Genomic DNA, 6,414 nt, shown 5'->3' with positions numbered 1-6,414 from the left:
GGCCCGCCCCTGCCGGGGCGGGCCCCTACGCATCACGGTGCCCCGGTGGTCACTGCACCACGCTGAAGTACTGCCAGCTCCCCCAGGTGCTGAGGTTGGTGGCGTCGTCACTGCTGTGCAGATAACCGGCGACCACCCGGAACCTGCCGCCCACCGCATGGGTGAGGCTGATCCGGTGGGATCCGGTGCTGGCCTGGCTGAGGGCCGCGCAGGAGGTGGTGCTCAGCGTGTGCCAGGCGCCGCCGGAGTACTGCTCGACCCGGTAGACCACACACTGGCCGGCCTTGTTGGGCGCGACCGAGACATTGAGCTGCTCCGCGGCGGTGTGGTGGTAGACCCGGTAGAGGGTGCTGCCGTAGTGGGTGCTGCTGAAGTAGCCGCTCTGCGACCCGGTCACCTTGGCGTAGCCGGTGACGCTCCGGGTGGCGGCGGGCGCATAACGCTGGTCGCCCGCGAAGGCCGCGCTGAAGGTGGTCCCCCGGGTGACCTGGAAGCTCGTCCGCAGATTGCCCTGGCTGTCCACCGCTCCGCTCTTGACCAGGGTCTTCTTGCCGCCGGCGGGCTGAGCGTAGATCAGCACGGTACGGCCGTCGTAGGTCGCGCCGAGGTGGGCGGTGACCGTGGCGGTCGCACCGTAGGCGTAGGCCGACGCGTTGGTGGCGAGCGACAAGGAAGCGGCCCTGCGGGAGACCTGGACGGTCGTTGTGCCGGTGGCCGCCAGGTGGTCGGCGTCGCCCGGGTAGCTCACGGTGTAGGTGTTGCCGCCGCCGACGCCCGGGTGGTCGATGATCCGGAAGCCACCGTCGGTGGTCAGCGCCGCGTCGGGCAGCGCCACCCCTGCGGGGTGGGCGGCGTCGGACCTGCGCACATGGACGACCTGGCCCGGCTCGTACGGGCCGTCCGACAGCAGGCCGGTGGCGGTCAGCCCCAGCGCGCGGGGCGAGGCCGCGGGGGCGCTGAGGTCCACCGTGGGCGCCGTGGGGGGCGGGAGCTGGTCAGGGACGTAGAAGGAGTACGTACGGGGCTGTGACTGCCTGCCGGCCACGTCCACCGCGGAGACGTAGAAGGTGTAGACGCCCCAGTTCGTGAGGCCGACCGTCACACTGGCCCTGCCGTCGGGGCCGGGGACGACCTTCGGGGCCCCGCTCCCCGGGGCCTCGTTGAACGAGTACACAAAGTGGTCCAGGCCGCTGGCCTGGCAGTCCGGACCAGCCGCGGTGTCGCAGCCATCCGGCAGGGTGTCCGCACCGCTGAAGGTGAAGGTGGTCGACTGCCCGGCCGCCTTCTGCGGCCTTCCCGGGGTGCCGGCCTGCGGGAAGTCGGGATTGGTGATGTCCCCGACGGAGGGCTGGCTGCTGTCCACCGTGAAGTAGCAGGTGCTGGTCGGTTCGGAGTACGACGTCCCGTCGAAGGTCGACGCGTACCAGCCGTAGCTGTGCCCGTCCTCCAGGGAGAGGGGGACGTAGACCGACTGGTAGGGGACCGGGGACTGCTCGGTCGAGCCGTCGGCGGACTGGGAGCCGTCAAGATCCCACAGGTGGACGGTCCCTTGGAACTTCTGACCGTTCAGGGTGGGACTGGGAATCCCCACCTGGAAGTTCACCCACTCGGGAGAGGGGATGGACGGGGTGATCCATGCCGTGCCGTCGGTGCCACAGCCGTACTCGGCCGTCACCGTGGGCGTCGGCAGCGCCGGGTCGATCGGGGTCTGCGCGGCCACCGCTGTCGCCGGGAGCGCGGCCAGGAGCGCTCCGGACAACAGCAGCACGAGCCGTCCACGACGGCGCCGCAGGGTCTGGGTCAACGAGGTTCCCTTCTGGGACAGGGGTCGGACGTACCCGGAAACTATCCGAACTTGCGTCCCCGAGATTCCAGTTGACCAGGACGTTGGCATCCGGCGAGGGGCGCCCGGCCGCAAATCCGCACAGTCTTGGGCATGCCGCTCCGCTCGGCCGGGGCCGCCGTCCGCAGGTCTCCGTTCCGCCGGCACCGGATGAGGGGGGCCGCCGCCGTGGTGGGCATCCGCGGCGGAGGATCCGACCGGGGGTACGGGCTGCTGCCTCCCCCGGACCGGCCCGTCGTCGTGTCGGGCGGCGCACTGACTGCGGCGGACGCCGCCTTCACGCGCTGGGCGCCGGCGCGGGTACCGCGCGGCACCGGAGGCGACCGCGGCTTGGGACTGCCGGCCTGGCTCCCCGTCCTCCAGGGTGCGTCGGTGATCGCCGCAGGGCTGCCGCAGCTGCTCGCCGCACCCGGCGTGGTGGCCGGGGCCCCGCCGACGCCCTCCACGCCGCGCTGCTGGTCACCGCGGCCTTCGTGGCCGTCCACGCGGTCCGCCGCATCCGGGTCCGCGACCTCCCGCCTGCCCCCGGGCCGTCCTCCGTCGGCCAGGACCGACAGCCCGCGTGGCCGACGGGCCCCGGCGGCCCACCGCCGGCGTACCGACCGGCCGCTCCCCGGCCGACCCGGCATGTCGCGTATGTCACACCCTGCCTGGCCACCGCGGCGGGGAGGAACGGGAACCGGGCCGGGGACGGTGCCGTCCCATGCGTGGGGCCGGCACCGGGGGTTCGGGGGTGGATGCCGGTGCCGTGACGGATTCGCCTGGTGGGCGGGCCGGGCCCGCCGCCGTGACAGCTGCCTGGGGGACGCTGTGAACGCCCTTCCCATCCACACGGTGACCGCGGGGAAACGTCCTCCGGAACCGCCGCCGGACCTGCCGTCCGGTACCCGCCCGGAGGCGCACAGCCCCTGGGCCCGGCGCCTCGGCGGCACAGCCCGGCGGCTGCGCGGCGCGGCCCGCCTCGCCGCTCCGGCGCTGCTCTGCTACGCGGGCGTCCGGGCGGTCGGGGTGCTGCTGATCGTGGTGTGGGGGCACCAGCGCGGGACGCCGGGCCTGGAGACGCTGGCCACGCTGTGGGACGCCGGCTGGTACACGCAGATCGCCGCGCTGGGGTACGACCACTCGTTGCCGGTGGCGGACATCGTCAACGGCCACCATGAGTACACCGACCTGGCCTTCTTTCCGGCCTACCCGGCGCTGATCACCGCCGTGCACACCGTGCTGCCGCTGCCGCTGGAGTATGTGGCGCTGCTGGTCGCCTGGGTGGGCGCGCTGGCCGCCGCCTGGGGGATCTTCGCGGTGACCGCGGCCCGCTACGGGCGGCGCACCGGTGTCATCGCGGCGGTGCTCTGGGGAGTGCTTCCGCATGCGGTGGTGGAGGGGATGGCCTACACCGAACCGGTGTTCACCGCATTCGCCGCCTGGGCCCTCTATGCGGTGGTCACCCGGCGCTGGGTGTGGGCCGGGGTGCTGGCCGTCCTGGCGGGCCTCACCCGGCCGAGCGGTGTGGCGGTGGCCGCCGCCGTCTGCGCGGGCGCGGCGGCGGAGCTGGTCGCGCAGCTGAGGCGCCGCCGCACGGCCGCGGGCGGCGTCCCCACGGCCTTCGCCGGCCCGCCCGGAAGCGGCGGCACCGCCCGGCGCGCCGCCGCCGGGTGGCGGCGGCCGCTGTTGGGCGCTGTGCTGGCACCGCTGGGCTGGCTGGGCTTCGTGGGCTGGGTGGGGCTGCGGCTGGGCCGCTGGAACGGGTACTTCCAGGTCCAGATGCTCTGGAGGTCGCGCTTCGACTGGGGCGCCTCCACCCTGCACGACCTGCGCCTGCTCTTCGTCCATGCACAGCCGGTGACGCTGGGCCGGCTGGTGGTGGCCTGTGTGCTGTTCGGCGCCGTGGTGCTGTTCGCCCTCTCGCTGGTGCACCGGCAGGCGCTGCCGCTGCTGGTGTTCAGCGCGGTGATCCTGCTGATCGCGCTGGGCGACGCGGCGTACTTCCCGTCGCGGGCGCGCTTCCTGCTGCCGGCCTTCCCGCTGCTGCTGCCGTTGGCCACCGCTCTGGCGAGGGTCCGCAGCCGGGCCTCGACGGTGATCCTGCTGAGTGCGGCGACCGCCTTCTCCACCGCCTACGGCGGCTATCTGGTGTTCGTCTGCCAGACCGCGCCGTAGCCGCCCGGGGCAGGATGGGCACATGGTGGAGATCGAGCTGGCGACCGAGGCGGGCGCGGCGGACCGGGAGAACGAGGACTTCGCGCTGGTCACCCCGGACGCCTTCGTGGTGCTGGACGGGGTCACCCCGGGCCCGAACGACCCGGGGTGCACCCACGGGGTGGTCTGGTACGTACGGCAGCTGGGTGTCCGGCTGCTGACGGAGATCATCGGCTCCCCCGGAAGCGGGCTCGACGACTGCCTGGCCGCGGCCGTCCAGGGCACCGCCGGGGCGCACGGTGGCGGCTGTGATCTGACCGTCCGCGCCACTCCGCAGGCCACCGTCGCGGCGGGCCGGGTGGTGGACGGGCACTTCGAGTACCTGGTGCTGGCCGACTGCACCGTGGTGCTGGAGCTGCCGGACCGGCTGGAGGTGGTCACCGACGACCGGGTGGCGCGGACCGTCCGGAGGATGCGGAAGGCCGCGGCGGCACTGCCGGAGGGGACCGCGGAGCGGGCCCGCGCCGAGGCCCGCTCGGCCGCGGCGGTGGAGGGGCTGCGCAACCGCCGCGGCGGGTTCTGGACCGCGGCGGCGGACCCGGCGGTGGCGGGTGAGGCGGTGACCGGTTCGGTGGCGGTGGCGCAGCTGCGCGCGGTGGCCGCGATGAGCGACGGGGCCAGCCGCTATGTGGACCTGCTGCGGCTGGGCGACTGGCCCGACGCGATGCGGCTGCTCGCCTCGGACGGGCCGGGCGGCCTGCTGGCGCGGGTACGGACCGCCGAGGCGTCCGACCCCGGCCGACGGCGCTGGCAGCGCGGCAAGGTCAGCGACGACGCCACGGTGGTCCATGCGTTCTGGGGTGGCCGCCCGCACGACTGACGTACCGTCATGAGGAGGCCTATGGAGGCGGCTGGGCCCTGGACTACGCTGATCCCAGGCACAGACGGGCTCAGGAGACACGGGGGAGCAGCCTTATGAGCTTTGTTGGCAAGGCCTGGAACGACGTCACCAATGTCGTCGAGGACGTCGTGATGACACCGGTCGAGGTGGCGCACGCGGTGCTGGACAAGATGTTCGGGGGCACCGAGGACCTGCACCGGATCGCTGCCGAACTCGGCACGCTGGGGCGGAGGATCGACGCGCTGCGCAAGGAGATGGACGCGGCGGTGGGCCAGGTCACCTGGCACGGGAAGGCCGCTGACGCCTTCTCCTCCCATGCGCAGGGCCGCCTGCGGGAGCTGGCCGGCGCCGCGGACGACCTGGAGGCGCTGGGCAAGTCCGTGGAGCGCCTGGCCAATGTGATGTGAACCGGCGCGGTCCGCGCAGCCGTCGTAGCGGGCGGACCGGCAACCATCGGCGCATCGGTACGGCAGGACATCAGGGGGACGGGGGAACGGCATGGCAGACGACCAGTTCGGCGTTCAGTTGCAGGAACTCTCCAAGCTGCAGCAGGAGTGGCACTCCGCGAGCGAGCAGCTCGCCGAGGTCTCCAAGCAGTTGGGGAGCATCCAGGCCACCATCGCCCGTGCGGCGGGGATCGACCTGGCGGCGGCCGCCCTCGGCGGCGGGGTGGGCGGCCTGGCGACCGCCTACGAGGTCCTCAAGGACGTCAAGGCGATCGAGAGCCAGGCGGCCGCACTGGCGGGGGTCCAGCAGAAGCTCACCGCCGAACTCGCGGTGGACGCACAGAAGCTCAAGGCGGTGGCGGACGAGTACGCCGCGGCCGACCGCAGGATCCACGAGCAGATGAAGAAGCACGAGAAGGAGCAGACCAAGCCCAAGAGCCCCAAGCACACCGGTGGCGGCGACGGCAAGGGTGGCGGCGGTACCAGCACCGGATCTGACTCCTACCAGGGCCACGGCGACGGCAAGTGGAAGACGGTCGGCTCCTGGGACGCCTGGAAGCCGGGCACCCACCACACCACGACGGGTGCCGGCGTGCAGACCGCCCCGGACACCTCCGGGCTCTCCGAGGTCCGCCGCGGCATCCTGGACCGCGCACTGGAGCGGATCAACCACCGCATCGGCTACAGCCAGTCGGCCACCACCAACGGCTACCGCGACGACTGCTCGGGCTTCGTCTCCGCCGCCTGGGGTCTGAAGCCGCCCGGGCTGAACACCGACGGGCTGCAGGGCAGGAGCGTCTCGCACCCCATCACCAAGGACGAGCTGCAACCGGGTGACGCGCTGATCGCCGGCGATCACACGGTCCTGTTCGGCGGCTGGGCCGACGCCGCGCACACCAAGTACATCGCCTTGGAGGACAACGGGTCGCAGGGCACCGTCTCGCATGTCATCCCGTACCCCTACTACTCCGGCGACGCTGCCCATGAGCGGGCGATCGGCCAGCCGTACGTCCCGTACCGCCGCAACGACCTCTGAGGGACGCCGCGCCCGTCCGGCCCGCCCACGACACCAAGCAAGGGATCACTTC

5 protein-coding genes are annotated in these 6,414 nt (G+C 73.0%); 4 read left to right on the top strand and 1 reads right to left on the bottom strand.

What is annotated here, in order from left to right; all coding sequences use genetic code 11:
* Positions 1-49: 49 nt before the first annotated feature.
* Positions 50-1,804, bottom strand: a complete 1,755-nt coding sequence (locus tag AOK09_RS08055) for a hypothetical protein (protein ID WP_157875828.1) — start codon at positions 1,802-1,804, stop codon at positions 50-52.
* Between the two features lie 873 nt (positions 1,805-2,677).
* On the opposite strand from AOK09_RS08055, the gene AOK09_RS08050 reads away from it, so the two are divergent.
* The 4 genes from AOK09_RS08050 to AOK09_RS08035 all read left to right on the top strand — a co-directional run bounded on the left by AOK09_RS08050 (position 2,678) and on the right by AOK09_RS08035 (position 6,362).
* A complete protein-coding gene (locus AOK09_RS08050) occupies positions 2,678-4,000 on the top strand; it encodes a hypothetical protein (protein ID WP_245687174.1) in 1,323 nt (440 codons plus the stop codon).
* Positions 4,001-4,022: 22 nt separating this feature from the next.
* The gene (locus AOK09_RS08045) at positions 4,023-4,859 is read left to right on the top strand and encodes a hypothetical protein (protein ID WP_055586429.1); all 837 of its coding nucleotides are present in this window, start codon (positions 4,023-4,025) and stop codon (positions 4,857-4,859) included.
* A 95-nt stretch (positions 4,860-4,954) separates the two neighbouring features.
* Positions 4,955-5,287 carry a WXG100 family type VII secretion target gene (locus tag AOK09_RS08040; RefSeq protein ID WP_055586428.1) on the top strand — a complete coding sequence of 111 codons (333 nt, stop codon included), beginning with the start codon at positions 4,955-4,957 and terminating at the stop codon, positions 5,285-5,287.
* 91 nt (positions 5,288-5,378) lie between these two features.
* Positions 5,379-6,362 (top strand): NlpC/P60 family protein, encoded by a 984-nt coding sequence (locus tag AOK09_RS08035; protein WP_055586427.1) that lies wholly within the window; start codon positions 5,379-5,381, stop codon positions 6,360-6,362.
* Positions 6,363-6,414: the final 52 nt, after the last annotated feature.

Origin of the sequence: Peterkaempfera griseoplana, assembly GCF_001418575.1 — a bacterium.
GTDB classification, from domain to species: domain Bacteria; phylum Actinomycetota; class Actinomycetes; order Streptomycetales; family Streptomycetaceae; genus Peterkaempfera; species Peterkaempfera griseoplana.
The sequence above is the reverse complement of the archived record's forward strand: the minus strand, read 5'-3'. Positions and strand labels throughout refer to the sequence as shown.

Bases quoted from the DNA above. Each gene is read 5' to 3' on its own strand.
- AOK09_RS08045 (WP_055586429.1), top strand. From the start codon at position 4,023: ATGGTGGAGATCGAGCTGGCGACCGAGGCGGGCGCGGCGGACCGGGAG.
- AOK09_RS08040 (WP_055586428.1), top strand. From the start codon at position 4,955: ATGAGCTTTGTTGGCAAGGCCTGGAACGACGTCACCAATGTCGTCGAG.
- AOK09_RS08035 (WP_055586427.1), top strand. From the start codon at position 5,379: ATGGCAGACGACCAGTTCGGCGTTCAGTTGCAGGAACTCTCCAAGCTG.